General features: G+C 59.9%; 21 protein-coding genes. 13 read left to right on the top strand and 8 right to left on the bottom strand.

Annotated elements, in window-relative coordinates; translation table 11 throughout:
- Positions 1 to 36: 36 nt before the first annotated feature.
- Positions 37 to 1,725 carry a choline dehydrogenase gene (betA, locus tag L861_RS10750; RefSeq protein ID WP_016415983.1) on the top strand — a complete coding sequence of 563 codons (1,689 nt, stop codon included), beginning with the start codon at positions 37 to 39 and terminating at the stop codon, positions 1,723 to 1,725.
- Here betA and L861_RS10755 read toward each other — a convergent pair whose 3' ends face one another.
- Positions 1,726 to 2,622, bottom strand: coding sequence for a LysR family transcriptional regulator (locus tag L861_RS10755; RefSeq protein ID WP_027948159.1), 897 nt, complete (start codon positions 2,620 to 2,622; stop codon positions 1,726 to 1,728).
- A 135-nt stretch (positions 2,623 to 2,757) separates the two neighbouring features.
- Here L861_RS10755 and L861_RS10760 point away from each other — a divergent pair, with 135 nt between their 5' ends.
- Together L861_RS10760 and L861_RS10765 are read left to right on the top strand one after the other, a co-directional pair.
- Entirely contained in the window at positions 2,758 to 3,084 is a 327-nt protein-coding gene (locus L861_RS10760) for a rhodanese-like domain-containing protein (RefSeq protein WP_016415985.1), read from the top strand.
- 239 nt (positions 3,085 to 3,323) lie between these two features.
- Positions 3,324 to 3,728, top strand: coding sequence for a VOC family protein (locus tag L861_RS10765; protein WP_016415986.1), 405 nt, complete (start codon positions 3,324 to 3,326; stop codon positions 3,726 to 3,728).
- A 76-nt stretch (positions 3,729 to 3,804) separates the two neighbouring features.
- Here the strand turns inward: L861_RS10765 and L861_RS10770 are convergent, their stop codons facing one another.
- Entirely contained in the window at positions 3,805 to 4,512 is a 708-nt protein-coding gene (locus tag L861_RS10770) for a glutathione S-transferase family protein (protein ID WP_016415987.1), read from the bottom strand.
- A gap of 114 nt (positions 4,513 to 4,626) precedes the next feature.
- Between L861_RS10770 and L861_RS10775 the strand changes: the two genes are divergently transcribed.
- Both L861_RS10775 and L861_RS10780 read left to right on the top strand, forming a co-directional pair.
- Positions 4,627 to 5,580: a helix-turn-helix transcriptional regulator gene (locus tag L861_RS10775; protein WP_016415988.1), complete on the top strand. Its 954-nt coding sequence runs from the start codon at positions 4,627 to 4,629 to the stop codon at positions 5,578 to 5,580.
- Positions 5,577 to 6,092, top strand: coding sequence for a VOC family protein (locus L861_RS10780; RefSeq protein WP_201766422.1), 516 nt, complete (start codon positions 5,577 to 5,579; stop codon positions 6,090 to 6,092). The genes L861_RS10775 and L861_RS10780 overlap by 4 nt, the downstream gene beginning before the upstream one ends.
- A 53-nt stretch (positions 6,093 to 6,145) precedes the next feature.
- Here L861_RS10780 and L861_RS10785 read toward each other — a convergent pair whose 3' ends face one another.
- The gene (locus L861_RS10785; RefSeq protein WP_016415989.1) at positions 6,146 to 7,075 is read right to left on the bottom strand and encodes a glutathione S-transferase family protein; all 930 of its coding nucleotides are present in this window, start codon (positions 7,073 to 7,075) and stop codon (positions 6,146 to 6,148) included.
- On the bottom strand, positions 7,072 to 7,686 hold the full coding sequence (wrbA, locus tag L861_RS10790) for an NAD(P)H:quinone oxidoreductase (RefSeq protein ID WP_016415990.1): 615 nt from the start codon (positions 7,684 to 7,686) through the stop codon (positions 7,072 to 7,074). The genes L861_RS10785 and wrbA overlap by 4 nt, the downstream gene beginning before the upstream one ends.
- A 110-nt stretch (positions 7,687 to 7,796) precedes the next feature.
- Here wrbA and L861_RS10795 point away from each other — a divergent pair, with 110 nt between their 5' ends.
- Complete coding sequence (locus tag L861_RS10795; RefSeq protein ID WP_016415991.1) at positions 7,797 to 8,744, top strand: LysR family transcriptional regulator; 948 nt, start codon at positions 7,797 to 7,799, stop codon at positions 8,742 to 8,744.
- Between the two features lie 105 nt (positions 8,745 to 8,849).
- Here L861_RS10795 and L861_RS10800 read toward each other — a convergent pair whose 3' ends face one another.
- Complete coding sequence (locus L861_RS10800; protein ID WP_016415992.1) at positions 8,850 to 9,086, bottom strand: hypothetical protein; 237 nt, start codon at positions 9,084 to 9,086, stop codon at positions 8,850 to 8,852.
- Between the two features lie 141 nt (positions 9,087 to 9,227).
- On the opposite strand from L861_RS10800, the gene L861_RS10805 reads away from it, so the two are divergent.
- Entirely contained in the window at positions 9,228 to 9,473 is a 246-nt protein-coding gene (locus L861_RS10805; RefSeq protein WP_016415993.1) for a sigma-70 family RNA polymerase sigma factor family protein, read from the top strand.
- Here L861_RS10805 and gcvA read toward each other — a convergent pair.
- Positions 9,468 to 10,388, bottom strand: a complete 921-nt coding sequence (gcvA, locus tag L861_RS10810) for a transcriptional regulator GcvA (RefSeq protein ID WP_016415994.1) — start codon at positions 10,386 to 10,388, stop codon at positions 9,468 to 9,470. The two genes, L861_RS10805 and gcvA, sit on opposite strands and share 6 nt — an antisense overlap.
- Positions 10,389 to 10,527: 139 nt before the next feature.
- Between gcvA and L861_RS10815 the strand changes: the two genes are divergently transcribed.
- Entirely contained in the window at positions 10,528 to 11,247 is a 720-nt protein-coding gene (locus L861_RS10815; protein ID WP_016415995.1) for an FMN-dependent NADH-azoreductase, read from the top strand.
- A gap of 98 nt (positions 11,248 to 11,345) precedes the next feature.
- Positions 11,346 to 11,792: a GNAT family N-acetyltransferase gene (locus tag L861_RS10820; protein ID WP_016415996.1), complete on the top strand. Its 447-nt coding sequence runs from the start codon at positions 11,346 to 11,348 to the stop codon at positions 11,790 to 11,792.
- Between the two features lie 30 nt (positions 11,793 to 11,822).
- On the opposite strand, the gene L861_RS24695 is transcribed toward L861_RS10820, so the two are convergent.
- Positions 11,823 to 11,966 (bottom strand): hypothetical protein, encoded by a 144-nt coding sequence (locus L861_RS24695; protein ID WP_154658837.1) that lies wholly within the window; start codon positions 11,964 to 11,966, stop codon positions 11,823 to 11,825.
- A gap of 62 nt (positions 11,967 to 12,028) precedes the next feature.
- Here L861_RS24695 and L861_RS10825 point away from each other — a divergent pair, with 62 nt between their 5' ends.
- Complete coding sequence (locus tag L861_RS10825; protein ID WP_016415998.1) at positions 12,029 to 12,760, top strand: DUF899 domain-containing protein; 732 nt, start codon at positions 12,029 to 12,031, stop codon at positions 12,758 to 12,760.
- A gap of 15 nt (positions 12,761 to 12,775) precedes the next feature.
- Here L861_RS10825 and L861_RS10830 read toward each other — a convergent pair whose 3' ends face one another.
- A complete protein-coding gene (locus tag L861_RS10830; RefSeq protein WP_016415999.1) occupies positions 12,776 to 13,678 on the bottom strand; it encodes a LysR family transcriptional regulator in 903 nt (300 codons plus the stop codon).
- Between the two features lie 128 nt (positions 13,679 to 13,806).
- Here L861_RS10830 and L861_RS10835 point away from each other — a divergent pair, with 128 nt between their 5' ends.
- The 3 genes from L861_RS10835 (at position 13,807) to L861_RS10845 (ending at position 15,790) form a co-directional block, all read left to right on the top strand.
- Positions 13,807 to 14,445, top strand: a complete 639-nt coding sequence (locus L861_RS10835) for an NAD(P)-dependent oxidoreductase (RefSeq protein ID WP_016416000.1) — start codon at positions 13,807 to 13,809, stop codon at positions 14,443 to 14,445.
- 100 nt (positions 14,446 to 14,545) lie between these two features.
- Positions 14,546 to 15,277 carry a DUF899 domain-containing protein gene (locus L861_RS10840; RefSeq protein WP_016416001.1) on the top strand — a complete coding sequence of 244 codons (732 nt, stop codon included), beginning with the start codon at positions 14,546 to 14,548 and terminating at the stop codon, positions 15,275 to 15,277.
- Positions 15,278 to 15,364: 87 nt separating this feature from the next.
- Positions 15,365 to 15,790 (top strand): VOC family protein, encoded by a 426-nt coding sequence (locus L861_RS10845; RefSeq protein WP_016416002.1) that lies wholly within the window; start codon positions 15,365 to 15,367, stop codon positions 15,788 to 15,790.
- Positions 15,791 to 15,816: the final 26 nt, after the last annotated feature.

Consider the following 15,816-nt stretch of genomic DNA (forward strand, 5'->3'; position numbering starts at 1 on the left):
GCTTCGCGGAGTTCGCCCAGGACAAGGAGTAACGTCATGAGCAACCAAGCCTTCGACCAGTCCGCCGACTATGTCATCGTCGGCGCTGGCTCGGCCGGCTCGGTCCTCGCTGACCGGCTGAGCGCCGATGGCCAGTACCAAGTGCTGGTATTGGAATTCGGTGGCAAGGACAACTCCATCTACATCCAGATGCCCACTGCCTTTTCCATCCCCCTCAACAAGCCACGCTTCGACTGGGGGTTCTATACCGAACCAGAGCCGGGGCTTCATGGGCGCCGTATCCATCAGGCCCGCGGCAAGGTGATTGGCGGTTCCTCCTCAATCAACGGCATGGCCTATGTGCGCGGCTGTGCCGGCGATTTCGACGAATGGGTCGAACTGGGGGCCAAGGGGTGGAGCTATGCCGAGGTGCTGCCTTACTTCAAGCGCGCCGAGGACTGTGTCTATGGTGCCGATGAATATCGCGCCACCGATGGCCCGCTGGGCGTATGCAATGGTAACAACATGAAAAACCCGCTTTACCGCGCCTTCATCGAGGCCGGACGCCAGGCGGGTTATGGCGAAAGCCAGGACTACAACGGCTACCGCCAGGAAGGATTCTGCCGCATGGACATGACCGTGCGTGACGGGGTGCGCTGCTCCACCGCCAATGCCTATCTCAAGCCGGCGCTGAAGCGCGACAATCTCAGGCTCGAGATGCACGCCTTGACCACCCGGGTGCTGATGGATGGTGTTCGAGCCGTAGGCGTCGAGTATCGCCAACACGGCAAGACCGTGCGCGTACAAGCCAAGCGCGAAGTCATCCTCGCTGCCAGCGCCTTCAACTCACCCAAGCTGTTGATGCTCTCCGGCATCGGCCCAGCCGAGCATCTCAAGCGACATGGCGTCGAGGTCGTCCACGACCTGCCCGGCGTGGGGCAGAACCTTCACGATCATCTGGAGGTTTGGGTCCAGCAAACTTGTACCCAGAAAATCACCCTTAACGGCTGGCTCAACCCCTTGTCACAGTTCTTGATCGGCGCCCGTTGGTTCTTGTTCAAAAGTGGCTTGGGCGCCAGCAACCATTTCGAATCCAACGCCTATATCCGCAGCCGTGCTGGGCTCAAATACCCCGACCTGCAGTACCACTTCCTGGCCGGTGCCATCGCCTACGACGGCTCCAGCGCCGCCGAAGGTCACGGCTTTCAGGTTCATCTGGGCGCCAACAAGCCCAAGAGCCGCGGCTGGGTACGTCTCAAGTCCAGTGACCCAGCCGATGCGCCGGAAATTTTCTTCAATTACCTGCACGAAGAAGAAGACAAGCAAGACTATCGCACCGCTCTGCGGTTGACCCGTGAGATCTTCGCCCAACCCGCGTTCGATCCTTACCGTGGCGAGGAGATTTCCCCTGGCAAGGGGGTGCAAAGCGATCCCGAGATCGATGACTGGGTGGCAGAGACGGCCGAAACAGCCTACCACCCCTGCGGCAGCTGCCGCATGGGCAGCGATCCCATGGCCGTGGTCGATCCCGAATGTCGCGTGCATGGAATCGACAACTTGCGCGTGGTCGACTCTTCAATCATGCCCAGCGTTACCAATGGCAATATCAACGCCCCCACCATCATGATCGGTGAGAAAGGGGCCGACCTCATCCTCGGCAGGGAACCACCCGCCCCGTCCGAGGCGCCAGTATTCACGATGGCAGAGTGGCAAGACAAACAGCGTGAAGGGACACCCGAACGGTGACTACACATCCTCGAGTTCGGCCCAGCGTGCTCCTACCGTCTCGACGGTGAACGCCATGAAGGCGCGAATGCGGGCACTATGGCGCAGATCTGGATGTACCAGCAACCACAGGTCGGTTGCCACTTCCGGGCCAATAGCCAGCACGCATTCAAGCTCGCGTTCTTGGCGGGCCATGTAATGCGGCAGCATGGCAAGCCCTGCACCCGCGCGGGCAGCTCCCATTGCCGCGACGACACTATTGGTACGTATCGCGACGGCCTCTGACGGCACCCGTTCGTTCAGCCAGCGGCTGCTGGCGAGATGACGAATCATGTCGTTGCCAGCGATGAAACAATGACCTTCCGGCCGACTTGGGTCGTGTAGCCGAGGACGCTCACGTAGATAGTCGCGAGCGCCATACAGTCCCCAGCGAATGGTGCCCAGTCGGCGCCCAATCAGGTTCTCCGGCGGCGCTTCGGTGGGGCGAATGGCGACATCCGCTTCACGTCGGGCTAGATCCAGAAAGGCATTGACGATCAATAGTTCCAATTCGATGCCTGAATAGCGTTCGCAGAACCCGGCAAACAAGGGCGCAAGGAAGCCATTTGCCAGGGTATCGGTCGTGGTGACGCAGATCCGTCCGGAGAGTCGCACGTCCCGCCCGCGCAATTCCCTCTCGACGGCCTGGGTCTCTTCCTCCACACGCTCGGCGCGATGCCGCATGATCTCACCCGCTGCCGTCAGCACATAGCCTTCCGGTAGCCGCTCGAACAGCCGAACCTCCAGCCCTGTTTCCATGGCATTGAGCCGCCGAAACACGGTCGAGTGGTTGACACCAAGCGTGCGTGACGCCCCGGCAAGCGTGCCGGCACGCGCAATCGCAAGAAACAGTCGCAGGTCATCCCAGGCAAGACGCATGTTTTGCACCATTGCAATACTTGATTGCAAATATCGTCCATTTCATTGCGCTACCGCAAGACCTACGCTTCTCTTCACGTTGTCAAGACAACGAGTCCATAGGCATGGCGAATAGCCGACACTTGGAGCATGAAAATGAAGACGATCAGCCGTGAAGCGCTTGTCGCTCGACTCAATGGCCCGAATCAGCCGACGCTGGTGGAAGCCCTGCCGGAGAAGTATTTTCGACAGTGGCACCTGCCGAATGCCATCAACATCAACCATGATCAGGTCAAGCAGCTCGCCTCGGACCTGTTACCGGACAAGGACGCCGAACTGGTGGTGTATTGCGCCAGCGAGACCTGCCAGAACTCGCATATGGTCGCCAATCAGCTCGTTGCACTGGGCTATAACGACGTTAGTGTCTACAAGGGAGGCAAGGCGGATTGGGAAGCCGCTCAACTGCCAGCGGAAACCGCCTAGACATTGCTTACTTTCGACACGTCCGATTGACAGGCCCGCCGGCTTTCCAAGCCGGCGGGTTTCTCACTCCAAAGATGGCTTTCATGTTTCGGCCATCCTGAGCGAGCCTTTACTTCGCCGTAACGTCACTAACCGAGCAACGCTTGCTACGCTTTCCCTGATATTCCGAGGCACCCCAGTAAGTCCTTACTTACAGACCATCAGAGTAAACGGTATACCTTGCCGTCAGGAGTGACATCATGGAGTTTCTCGTCAATCTGGATGTGGACGATCTCGAGCGAGCCATCGGGTTCTACACTGCTGCCTTCGGACTCGAGGTCGGTCGACGGTTCGGCGGCGACGTCGCGGAATTGGTCGGCGGACCGACGCCACTCTATCTGCTGGCCAAACACGCCGACACTCCGGCCTGGAAGAACGCAGCACAGCACCGCCATTACGGCCGGCACTGGACCCCGCTCCATCTGGACTTCGTGATCGACGATATCGACATGGCCGTGGAGGCGGCCGTCGCTGCCGGCGCCGAGTTGGAACAACCGATCACCACCCATGAGTGGGGCCGTCTAGCGCTGATGGCCGACCCCTTCGGTCATGGTTTTTGCTTTGTGCAGTTTCTCGGGCGCGGCTATGACGAGATCGCCGACTAGTATCGGGGATCATCTCGTCGGCATCCATTCGGCTAAAAAGCCGGGGAGGACGACCCTCCCCGGAGTCCCGCCTTTCTCAAGCGACCAGACGCGAACGCAACTCCTCCAGGGTGACATGGCCATAAAAGTGCCCCCGCCCCGTGGCGGGCTCGCCGCGCTCGATGGCATCGGCAAAGCTCACCGCCGGATCCTCCCTGAGCTTGATAAGGTGGCGGGCCAAGTGTGGATATTCGCGGGGCATGTCGAACAGACGGTGATACTCCGCCCAGCGAGCGATACCGACGAAGTAGGCATCCGCTATGCTGCGCTCATCGCCCAGCAGCCACTCACGATCGGCCAGCAAGCCATTGAGATAAGCACAGCCCTCAGCGACTTTCTCGCGGCCCAACCGGCGCAGTAGCGCCTGCTCCACGCCATTCAATCCCTGGGTCTCATAGAGCGCCCATAGCGGATTGAAAGCCGAGAAGAAGTCGGTGTTAAGGTAGGCTAACATCTGGTTCAAGCGATCGAATTCCCGGCTGCCCTGCTCGAAGCCCAGCCGCGTGCTGAGATCGCGTGCCGCCAGGTGTTGCAGAATCGCCAGGCTCTCGCTAAGCGGCTCGCCATCTTCAAGCAATAAAGACGGGGTCTGGAACAGGGGATTCACCTTGGCGAAGAGCGGATCCCAGGGTTGTTCCAGCATTTCGATGCGGCACAGCCGGTAGGGCTGGCCGAGCCACTCGAGTGCCACGATAGTGCCGAACGAGCAGCCTTGCGGTACGCCATAGAAGAGAACGGGTTCCATTGTCTTGCTCCTTGCTGAGTTTGGTAATGAAAGCCAGGCCTCTGCGGCTGGCCTTGTCAGCAAGGTAATGGCTAAATAGGGCAAATAGCGTCCTATTAAAGGCGGAAGATCAGCTTGGCCAACCCCACCGTTCGTGTCCTCACGCTACTGGAACTGCTGCAGACCCACCGCCACATGAGCGGCCGTGAACTGGCTGAGCGGCTGGACATCGACCGTCGTACGCTGCGACGTTACATCCAGGCCTTGGAGGAGCTCGGTATTCCCGTCACCACTGAGCGGGGGCGGCACGGCGGCTACCGCCTGATGCCCGGCTTCAAGCTGCCGCCGCTGATGCTGACCAGCGAAGAGGCGCTTGCCGTCTCGCTGGGGCTACTCGCCATACGGGGACTGGGCATTGCCGAGACAGCTCCGGCGCAGGAAACCGCGCGGGCCAAACTGGAGCGGGTCATGTCCGCCAAGTTGAAGCGCCAGGCGCACGCCCTGAGCGAGAGCGCACGGCTTGAACTGCCTTCGGCACGCGCGCCTGGCGACGAACGCCTGCTGATCCTGTTCGCTACCGCCACCCAGGCCCGCCAGCGGGTCCGGCTCGACTATTGCGACGACCGGGAGCAGCACACCCGGCGTGTGCTCAATCCCTATGGGCTGGTCTTTCGCGGCGGGCGCTGGTACGTCAGTGGCTGGTGCCACCTGCGCCGCGACCTGCGCAGCTTCCGCCTGGATCGCATCGCCGAGGCCACGCTGCTCGAGGCCAGCTTCGAGCGACCGGTCGATTTCGATCCCGCCGAGCATTTGCACCGCAGCATCGCCAGCCTGCCTCGCGCCAGCGCCGTCAGCGTGCGCTTGCACACCGACCTTGCCCATGCCGTAGAAGAGCTGGGCCATAATATCGGCGTGTTCACGCCCGACGGAAGCGAAGTGATGCTGCACGCCCACACCGACAGCCTGGCCTGGTTTGCCCGCCAGTTGGCCCGCCAGCCCTTCGACTTCGAGATCCTCGACCCACCCGGGCTGCGCGATGCCCTCTCGGAGCAAGCCACCCGCCTTCAGCGGCTAGCGGAAAGAAAATGAGCGATCGAGTCGAAATCGACTACGGTGAATCGACGAAGGGAAGTAACACCTACAACAACCCCCTGGAGATCCACTATACAGCTTTCTACCTACCTGATCTTCGACGCAATTGCCGCGAAGCCTTCGAGTTCTACCAGCGTTGCTTCGATACCAAGCTAGAGGCCATGGCCACCTACGCCGAAATACCTGCCAGCGAAGGCATGGAGATACCCGAAGGAGCCGGTAACATGGTCATGCACGCCCGACTGCGCATCGGCAACCAAACCTTGATGGCCTCGGACAACTCCCCTGCCTGCCCCGCACCCTATGAAGGCATCAAGGGCGCGAGTATTGCGGTTGGTGTCAACTCGGTAGAGGAGACCGAACGGCTCTTCAACACCCTGGCCGACAATGGCACCGTGCAGATGCCGCTCGAGGAGACCTTCTGGGCGCATCGCTTCGGCATGCTGATGGACCGATTCGGCGTTGCCTGGATGATTAATTACGACAAGGAAGCGCAGGTAGCCATCTAAGACTTTGCCTGAAAAGTCATGACCCCGCTCCCTCCCCTCGCCGATCATCTGGCTCAATAGGCCGACAAACTCAGACGACCGATAATGTCAGGTCCACGCGGTACGATACCAACTGGATTGATCGTCTGTTGGCTCGCGTAGTAATGGTTCAGTATTTCCTTCATATGTACCGTTTCACTCACCCCAGGCAATGAATAGAACCGCCTGGCGAAGGCCCATAGACGAGGGTAATCGTAGGCATGTCGCCAATTACACTTGAAATGAGTGTGATAGACAGCATCGAAGCGAATCAGCGTGACGAAGAGGCGAATGTCGACTTCCGTGAGACGGTCACCAAACAGCCAGTCGTCGTCCGGAAAGGTCGCCTCCAGAATGTCCAAAGCTTCGAAGAGGCTTGCCACGGCCCGGTCATAGCGCTGCTGATCCGATGCAAAGCCCGCCTGGTAGACGCCATGGTTAATATATTCCCGTATGAAGGCACTCACCTTACCCAACGACTTGGCGAGATCCTCTGGATAAAGGCGCGGCGTGGCCGGCGCCAGGCGTACGAAAGCGCTGTCCAGCATGAGAAAGATGTCCGTCGAGTCATTACTGACGATCTGGCTTGTCTTCTTGTCCCATAGCACGGGCACCGTGATCCGTCCTTCATATTGCGGACGAGTCTGTTGATAGATGTCTGCCAGCGTATCTGCCCGGGACACCGGATCCGGTGGGTCGAATCGCCAACCGCGTGCGCCCAGTAAGGGAGCCACGCGGCTGACCGACACGATGTTCTGAAGCCGCTTCAATGCACGCCCCAGCAAGACATAATGGGAAAAGGGGCAGGCATAGGAGACGAATAGGTGGTAGCGGCCTTTCTCCGGCACAAACTCGTCGATACCGTCGTCAGAGATCATATGGCGGAACTCGCTTTCCGCCATATGATCGCGCGACTCAAGCTGCACCGAACCCTCTTCGATCACCCGAAGGAGTCGCTCACTCATTCGACCTCCCCTCGGTTGGCCAGCTTCCCGGCAATGCCGGCGACATGGCGTCCCTGGAATCTGGCACCGTCCAGCTCGATGGCCGAGGGCCGACGACTATCATCGGATCCTGAGATCGTTGCGGCTCCGTAGGGTGAGCCGCCGAGAATCTCGTCCATACCCATCTGCCCCTCGAAACTATATGGCAGGCCAACCACTACCATGCCGAGATGGAATAGGACCGTTTGAAAGGTAAGGATCGTCGACTCCTGACCACCATGTTGCGAACCCGACGAGGTGAAGACCGACCCGGTCTTGCCGATGAACTTCCCCTCGAACCACATATCTCCGGTCTGGTCGAGGAAGTTCTTCATCTGTGCAGTCATGTTCCCATAGCGGGTAGGGGTACCGAAGATGATGGCATCGTAGTCGGCCAGTTCCTCGACCGTTGCCACGGGTGCCGGCTGGTCGAGCTTGTATCCCGCCGCCTGTGCCACTTCCGTCGGCACCAACTCGGGCACGCGCTTCACGGTAACGTGACTACCGGCTTCCCTGGCCCCCTCGGCTACGGCATGCGCCATTGTCTCGATATGGCCGTAGGAGGAGTAATAGAGGACTAGCACACTGGTCATCGTAAGCTCCTGTCTTCCGATTTGGGTGGGTACGGCAACCAGTGTAGTGTTGCTATATTTATTGGAAACAGCTGTTAATGAACAATGGTGTTGATCAAAGGACAACGCAAATGCTGCCTGAATCGAGCGCCCTCGCTACCTTTGCGCTGGTGGTGGAAACCGGCAATTTCACACGGGCCGCCGAGCGGCTCGGGGTATCGAAATCGGTTGTCACCCGGCGCATCTCGGCACTGGAAGCCAGCCTGAACGTGAAACTGTTCAACCGCACGACACACCATGTCACCCCGACCGATATCGCCCTCGCCTTTTATGAGCGCACCCGTCGCATCCTCGACGACCTCGATGAAGCCGTCGACGCCGTTACCTCGGCCTCTGCGGAGCCGCGAGGCCTGGTGCGCATGGCGGCACCGCTTGCCTTTACCACCATGCACGTGATGCCAGCCGTTGCCACGCTGCTGGAGCAGCATCCTCGATTCGAAGTACAAGTTGAGCAGGACGATCGCTACCTGGACTTGGTCGCAGAAGGCTTCGACATGGCCATCCGCATCGGAGCGCTCAAGGATTCAACCTTGGTCGCTCGCCGGTTGGCCCCCATTCGCCGGCTGGTCGTTTGCAGCCCCGAATATGCCAATCGGCATGGCATTCCCGCCACGCCACAGGAACTCCACGCTCACGACTGTCTCATTTACACTAATGCCACCCCGGCAGAACAATGGCGCTTCCTGGTCGACGGTAAGTGGGAATCGATTCGTACCAAGGGGCGGTTCAAGGGCAACAACGCCGAGATGCTGCGTGACGCCGCTCTCAGGGGCCTGGGCCTGGCGGCCCTTCCAGCCTTCATCGTGGGTAAGGAGGTCGACCGCGGCGACTTGCAGGCGGTCCTGCTGGACTATCCGCTGAAGGATTCGACACTCTATGCGGTTTATCCGCCGACACGGCGCCTCGCGACCAAGGTACGCACCGTCGTCGACTTCTTCGCCGAGCGCTTCGCCGGCCAGCCGTACTGGGAGCCGCAAATTCTGCATAATCGGCATGAGAGCGACAGGCGACGCAGCTAGATGTGACCTCTAGGTAGGTTGTTCATCCGGAGCCTATCTGGACAATAGGAGGTGCAACCCAAACCAACCACCTCCAGCCTCAGGCCAAGCCGATACGATACCGGCTCAGGTCGTCCGGATGCGCTGAGCCTCGTCATACATAGTCGGCTTGGAGGTCAATGCTTCCCAGCCTGCCATTGCCGCCTTGGCGATGTCCCCAAGTTGCGCACGGGTTGCACCATCCCGCGCTTGAATCGAGAGCCCCTGTAATACAGTAGTGTAGTAAGCCGTGATGACATTGCAGCCGGTCTCCTCAGCCAGTTCGCCTTCCGCCACTGCACGCTCCAAACGCTGACGAAGCACGTTGCGAGTTTCCGCCCGTTGAACAGCAAGATATTCGCGAGTACCGGCGTTCTCCGGTGAGCCAATCCTCTATGAAACCAAACACGGCGTAGAGACCTTAACCAGACGCTTGCCGGTGACCGCGCCGATGGTGGCGGCAAGGTGCCCACCCTGCTCGAGCCGCTGCACGGCCAGACGGAAGTGCTTGGTTTCCTGGCCAGCCGGTTGAGCCAATACTGGGCCGACTACCAATGGCGCGAAGCCAATATCAACGGTGGCCCCGGCTTCGTGATGCATCGACAAGGCACCGTCACAGCCGTGGTCACCTTCGGCTTCGATCCTTCGGGCCAGGCTACGGATATCTTCATCGTGCGCAATCCCGACAAGCTGGCACGGCTGACGTTATGAATCGCGCTCGATAATGGAACGGCAGGCATTTTCTCTCGACAGGGAATCCAACAGTCCCATGATCCAGTCGCGCACGGCAGCGATAGCCGGCTCCTCGAGCCGCTCGGGTGGGTAGACGAGATGGAAGGGAGCGGCTTTTATCTCGGGGCCGAACGGTTGAACCAGGCGCCCCTGACGCAGCTCCTCCTCGATCAGGTATCGGCTCATCAGGGCTACGCCCTGCCCGTCCAGCGCGGCGGTGATGCCGTGGGTTTCGTCGGAGAACAATAGCCTGGCGCTAACGTCGAGCCCCGGCACCTGGACCTGACGCTGCCAGGCCGCCCAGTCCACCGGCGTGGGCGAAGAGAAGTGGAGCAAGGTATAGCGCACCAGCTCGGCAGGTTCCCGCAGCTTAAGCACTGGGCTGCAGGCCGGTATGAATACATTGTCGAACAGCTTCTCGGCCACCAGGCCGGGCCAGGGGCCCTCACCATAGCGAATCGCCATATCGGCGACGACGCCATCCAGAGCGACCGCTTCGTGAGAGACCTGGATGCTCAAGTCGATCTGCGGATGCGCGTCACGCAGAAGACAGACCCAAGGCAGCAGCCAGCGCGCGGCCACGGCCGGCGTGGTGGAGAGGGTTACCGCCTGCCGCGCCGGCGGCCGGCGCAGCTTGGTTACCGTCTCGGCGATGGCATCGAAGGAGTCACTCAGCACGCTTAGCAGCGTCTGGCCCTGAGCCGTCAGCACCAGCTGTCGCGGCCGGCGGACAAACAAGACCACACCCAAGCTCTCCTCGAGCTGACGAATCTGGTGACTGACAGCCGTCGGCGTGACCGAGAGTTCCTCGGCCGCCCGCTTGGCACTGAGGTGTCGCGCCACCGCCTCGAAGGCGCGCAGGGCGGAAAGAGAGGGTAGTCGGCGCGGCATCATGGCTGAGTTTTATTTTCCATTAGCGAAAAAGAATCGTCGTTTGTCGCCTCACAAGGCTTTTGTTTTGATGATTTAAGCCACAAGCATAACTGAAACCAACTCACTCAAACGATCCTACACTCAGCGAAGGAGAAATCACATGACGCGTCTACTTCATCTCGATGCCAGCCCACGCCCCGGCCGCGCCGGTACACATGACCACGGCTCGCATACCCGTCGATTGACCCATCATTTCATTTCGCACTGGCACGCCCTGGAGTCGGATGCCGAAGTTGTCTATCGCGACATCGGCGCGAACCCGCCGCAACTGACCAGCGTCGAGTGGATCGAGGCCGAATTCACGCCCGCTGAACAAAAGTCGGAGTCAATGCAAGCAGTCCTTGCCGATAGCAATGCCCTGGTCGATGAGGTCGTCCAGGCTGACATCCTGGTGCTCGGCGTGCCCATGTACAACTTCGGCATGCCGGCCGCCTTCAAGGCCTGGATCGACAACATCGTCCGTATTGGTCGCACCGTCGACTTCGATATGAAGTACGGCGCCCATCCCTACGTGCCGCTGGAACACTACGTGCCGCTGCTGGCCGACCGCCCCCGGCATGCGGTGCTGCTCTCCTCACGCGGCGGATTCGGCTTCGACCGGCCAGGCCCCCTAGCGGACTTCAACCACCTTGAGCCGAGCGTGCGCACCGCGCTGCAGTTCATCGGCATCGGCGGCTTCCACGACATCGCCATCGAGCACCAGGAGGAAGGTGGCGAAGCACTGGCAGCCTCGACCGAAAGCGCCCTGGCGCGCATCGACCGGCTGGTCGAGAGCTTGCATAGTGAAATGGCTATGCCGCGTCTGTCACAGCCAGCATGAATGACAGCTTTGCCGGATAGCCAACACCGGGGCGTATGACGCCCCGGCCTCCTTCCTGTAGCCTCGACCGGATAGCGCCTTGTCGAAAGGACACCGACATGCTGATCAAACCCGTACCCAGCGCCAAAGCCCCTCTCGATCTTCTGCTGGAAGCAGATCCATCAGTAGACAAAATCCGTCGCTATCTTGAGAATTCGAGCTGCTACGTCGCGACAATCGGCAATAAAACGGTCGGGGCTTACGTCATTCAGCCCATCATGGATGGCGTATTTGAGCTGATGAACATCGCGGTCGCCCCAGCGCATCAAGGGAAAGGCATTGGTGCAAAGCTGCTGGAGCATGCCGTGAAGAAGGCCCGCGAGCTAGGCGCAGGACGCCTGGAACTGGGCACCGGCACCTTTGGTTACCAGCTCGCCTTCTACCAGCGCGCGGGATTTCGGGCCGTCGCCGTGGAGCGGGATCACTTCCTCACCCACTACGACGAGCCAATCTACGAGAACGGCATCCAGTACAAGGACAGGCTGCGGCTGGCCCTCGAGTTCTGATTAGCTCGCCGACCCTCGGTACGTACCACCCTAAGAAGCTTGGCTCACCGCCGCCTTGTCCGTCACCGGGTCGACCTTGCGCGAGCGCTCCTGCACCACCTCGGCGATGAACTGCAGACCCAGACGATGCGGCTGACGTGCCTGGCGAATGATGGCTGAATTCGCTTGACTCACTGTCGAATCCGGACCTTCCAAGACGACTATCTCGTGCAACGTCAGTAACAGGAGAAGTCCTCATGTCAGCGCATGATCGAACATCCCAACGCATCGTTTCCCGTGACGAATGGCTCGCCGCACGCAAGGAGCTACTGACAAGGGAAAAGGAACTGACTCGCCTGCGCGACGACCTGAACGCCAAGCGCCGCGCCTTGCCGTGGGTGAAAGTCGAGAAGGAGTACGTGTTCGAAACGCTTGAGGGTCGCAAGACGCTCGCCGAACTATTCGACGGGCGTAGCCAATTGATCGTCCACCACTTCATGTTTGGCCCCGGCTGGGAAGCGGGCTGTATCGGCTGCTCCTTCACAGCTGATCACATCGAAAGCACACGGGTGCATCTCGAACACCATGACGTAAGCCTGGTGCGAGTCTCGCGGGCCCCACTCGACGAGATCGAGGCCTATCGTAAGCGCATGAGTTGGCGCGTGAAGTGGGTTTCCTCGCACGACAGCGACTTCAACTATGACTATCGCGTCTCGTTCAGCCCCGAGGAGATCGCCAAGGGCGCGGTTGAGTACAACTATACGACGACCGACGTCTCGATTGAGGATCTGAGCGGTCTTAGTGTGTTCTTCCGGGACACCAGTGGCGACATTTTCCACACCTATTCGACCTACGGGCGCGGCGACGAACTCGTCGACAGCACCTACATGCTGCTCGACATGACACCGAAGGGTCGCAACGAAACGGGGCCTCATCACAACCTGATGGACTGGGTGAAACGCCACGACGAGTACGAAGTGGCAGGATAGGCCTGGGTTGGGAAGTCAGTGTTTCCCAAGATAGTCACGCAGGAAATCCACGAAAACACGCACCTTGGCGGGCACGTGCCGCCCCGGCGGGTAGACCGCATGAACACCACCTTCAGGGAGCGACCAGTCCTCCAGTATTCTCACCAGCCTGCCGGCGCGGATTTCCGCGTCGGCAGGGGTATCCGCCAGCACTGAGACGCCAGCACCGGCGGCTAGCAGAGTGCTCAACGCCCCGGCGGAGTTGGCCTTCAAACGCGCATGCACCTGAACCTTGCGCTCTTCCTGTTCCTTGCGGAAGGTCCAAGTCAACGGCGAAGGCAATCGCGTGAAGGCGACCCAGTCGAGGCGGCTGAGTTCCTCCGGCTGCCGGGGGATGCCGTGTCTTTCGAGATAAACCGGCGAGCTCACCACATATTGGCGAAAACTGCCCAGCCGGCTGGAGCGTAGAGAAGAATCCCTCAACCAACCCGCCCGGATCGCCAGGTCGATGCCCTCCTTGATCATGTCGCTCACCCGATCATCGCTACGCAGTTCGATGGCAAGCTCGGGATGTTCCGCACTGAACTTCACTACCGCCGAGCCGATGACCTGCGCGGCATAACCTTCCGGTGCCGTGATGCGTAACTCCCCTCTCAAGGTGTGCCGATGCGATTCCACTATGCTTACCGCTTCTCCCAGCCCATCCAACAAGGGGCGACATTCGCGATAGAAGGATTCACCCGCCTGGGTCAGGTTGACCCGGCGAGTGGTGCGGTGAAACAACGCGACACCCAACCGCTCTTCCAATTGACGAATCTGTAGACTCACTCGGGTCTTGGTGCATCCCAGCCGTTCCGCCGCGGCGGTGAAGCTACCCGCCTCCACCAGAGCGACGAAGATCGGTAACCCATTGAGATCCAGACCATCGCTGTTGGCCATCTCGGCTCCTAAATTGTTATTCAATCAACAACAGTAAAATATTGATTGAGATATTTTTCACATCAATTTTCAAGATAACAATAGCCGCACCATTGTTGTCATTACTTATCTTTGAGGAGAGGGACTCTATGAAGATTGCACTGATCGGCGCCAGCGGTTTCATCGGCTCGGCACTGCGCGAAGAAGCCTTGCACCGTGGCCATCAGGTCAAGGCACTGGTCACCCAACCCGAGCGCATCGCAGCACGACCCAACCTGACAATCGAAAAGAGTGACGTACTCGATAGCCAGGCACTCACGGAGCAGCTGCGTGGGGCCGACGTGGTACTCAGCGCCTTCAGCGGCCATGCCCAGCAGGACGTTCGCGGCTATTACGTCCAAGGGTTCGATTCGATCCTTGCCGCCACCCAGGCCGCCGGTGTCGAACGCCTGCTGGTCGTCGGTGGTGCCGGTTCGCTGGAAGTGGCTCCCGGCAAGTTGCTGATCGATACGCCCGATTTCCCCGCCGAATACAAGACTTCCGCCGAAGGTGCCAAGGCGGCTCTGGAGCAACTGCGCGATCAGGATGCTCAAACCTGGACCTTTCTCTCCCCCGCGGCCGAAATATTCCCCGGCGAGCGCACCGGTAACTTCCGGCTCGGCAGCGACCAACTACTCGTCGACGCTGAGGGCAACAGCCTCATCTCGGTGCAGGACTACGCTGTCGCCATGCTCGACGAAGCGGAAGAACCACGTCATCTCAATCAGCGCTTCTGCGTGGCATATTGACCCACGGCTCACGCCATTCCTTCCGACATAACAGCCGCTGTCGATTTTTGAGCGCCCCGAACGACTATCTCCTGCAACGACAGCCACAGGAGATATCGTCATGGCATACAACGAGACAGCTCATCCGGAGATCGTCTCCCGAGACACTTGGCTCGAGGCTCGCAAGCAGCTGCTGACGAAAGAGAAGGCCCTGACCCATCAAATGGATGCGGTGAGTGCCGAGCGTCGTCGGCTACCGATGGTGAGGATCGAGAAGGACTATGTCTTCGATGGTCCCAACGGCAAGGCGCGCCTGCTCGACCTGTTCGAGGGGCGCCGCCAACTCATCGTCTACCACTTCATGTTCGACCCGGAGTGGGATAAAGGCTGCAGCGGCTGCACGGGTTTCGTGAACGCCCTCGGCGATCTCTCGCTACTGCACGATCGCGATACCAGCTTTGCACTCGTCTCGCGCGCGCCGTTGGCCAAGCTCGAGACCTACAAGGCCCAGCAAGGCTGGCGCTGGCCCTGGGTCTCGTCTCACGGCAGCGATTTCAACTACGACTTCCATGTCACCCTCGACGAGACCGTCGCCTCCCCTGAATATAACTATCGCAACAAAGCAGAACTCGAGCAGCGCATGGGAGAACCACACTTCATGTCGGGCGAATGCCACGGCTTGAGCGTGTTCTTCCGTCTTGGCGACGAGATCTTCCACAGCTACTCGACCTATGCCCGCGGTTGCGAAAGCCTCACCGACGCTTACGCGCTTCTCGATCGAACCCCATACGGCCGCCAGGAGGACTTCGAGGATTCCCCACCGGGATGGCCCCAGAAACCGACCTACGGTTAACCCCTTAGTGAAAAGATTCCACCGGTGTGTCGAACTCGCCCAATACCGTTCGACTAGTGTGTGAAAACCCATTCGGAGGACAAGATCATGCGCCTGAGTACCTATCTCATCTTCAACGGCGACTGCAAGGCCGCCTTCCAATTCTACGCACGCTGTCTCGACGGCAACATCGTGGCGATGCACACCTATGCGGAAGCCCCGGAAGAGTGCGTCCAAGAGACACCACCGGAACACCGCGACAAGATCATGCATGCTCGGCTGGAAATAGACGGCCAGTGGCTAATGGGCTCCGACATCACACCACAGTGCCCGGCCCCCTATGAAGCCATCAAGGGCGCCCACATTACGCTTAATATCGACACCCCGGAGGACGCAGAGCGCATCTTTCAGGCCCTCGCGGACAACGGCACGGTGCAGATGCCTCTCGAGGAAACCTTCTGGGCCAAGCGTTTCGCCATGCTGACCGACAAGTACGGCGTGCCATGGATGATCAACTGCGAGAAGGAGGTGTAACGAAGCGCTTCCCCAATCCCGCCGTC

The sequence above is a fragment of the Litchfieldella anticariensis FP35 = DSM 16096 genome (assembly GCF_000409775.1).
GTDB lineage: Bacteria > Pseudomonadota > Gammaproteobacteria > Pseudomonadales > Halomonadaceae > Litchfieldella > Litchfieldella anticariensis.